The organism is Lactobacillus fornicalis, assembly GCF_055362665.1.
In genome coordinates this window covers 1-1,413 of the sequence record NZ_JBLTIM010000082.1, presented here as the reverse complement: position 1 = coordinate 1,413, position 1,413 = coordinate 1, and the positions used below count along the sequence as shown (strand labels likewise).

Here is a 1,413-nt window from a genome sequence, read left to right as displayed (position 1 = left end):
TACTTCTTTTTACTTTTTCTGGATTAATTTCCACGAAAATTTACCTATTGTGGCATGGGGGGCAACCACCTATTTTCTATCCTTATCGCTTTGCTTTCATTATTACATTTACTTTAATCTATTTAGCTTCAATTTCAATTAATCATATACAACATCTTCCCCAACGAACATTTTGGATAACTAATGCTTTTTTAATCTGTTTTATAATCTATTATGTTTTGATAGTTAAAAAGGTGTTAGGGATTCCCAAATCTTCACTTTTTGCAACTTTAATCGTTCTAGTTATCTCTATAATCATTTTAAATTTATATATATTAGAAAAAATAAATAGCAAGTTTATAGCATTGTTATTAATAGTAGATATTTTCTTAAATACTTGGGTTACTTGGTCAACAACTAGTAAAAATGTGACATCATATAATCCTTATACAGAACAAACTGCCTCTTTAATTAATAAATTGCCTACAAGCGCAAAATCTCAAAGATTAGAGAAATCATTCTTACTTAATAATGACCGAGGAGAAAGTTACACATTTAATTATCGCGGCGTTAATGTTTTCAGTTCTAATAATGATCCTCACCTTAGTAAACTCCTTGGTTTACTTGGGTTGCCAAGCATAGGCTATTATACTTATTATTCAACTGGAACTCAGTTAACAGATGCCTTGCTTGGGATTAAAACTTATATAATGTCAAATAAAGCTACTACGGTAAAAGGATTTTCTAATTATGGCTTACGTGATGATTTAGTATCCAATAAGAATTGGTACAAAGATAAAAATAATATCGCTTATAAAATGGCTGTTTTTCCTTTAGTTTTTGCAGGCTATAGCAAAAATAATTTAAATTTAAAGAGTAATTCTGCTCTACTTAATCAAGAAAAAATACTACAATCTTTAACTAATACTAAGACAGTTTATTTCAGTAACGCAATTACTCCGCAAATAACTAGCAATAATATGCTTATCAAAACCAGCAATAATCTAATTAGTATGCAACAAATTAAAAAGAAAAAGTCTTCAGTTATTTTCACTTACCAAGCTAAACCAAATTCCAATGGTTATATCATGTTAGACCCTACCATTATGTCATGGGGAAAATATATTTCCGATGCAAGTAAAATGACAATTAATGGACATTCTTTCAGAAGCTTATCGGTTAATTTACAACCTATTGGAATACATATACCTGAAAACGGAAAATTAATCTTAAAAATTATTCAACCAAATTTATATCTATTAAACGAAAATGCGTTATTTAAATCAATACAACTAGTTCAAAGCAGAAAAATGGCTATAACTACTTGGAAAGGGAACTCAATAAGTGGAACTATTACTTTACATAAGGGTCAGTCGTTACTTACTACTATTCCATATTCTAATGGGTGGTATGCTACAGCTAATGGTAAAAAAG

The 1,413-nt window shown here is 29.1% G+C and carries 1 protein-coding gene; it reads left to right on the top strand.

Annotation, left to right across the window (positions count from 1 at the left end; all coding sequences use genetic code 11):
* On the top strand, positions 1-1,413 hold a 1,413-nt coding region (locus ACNDLV_RS08260; protein WP_498883117.1), incomplete at both ends, for a YfhO family protein.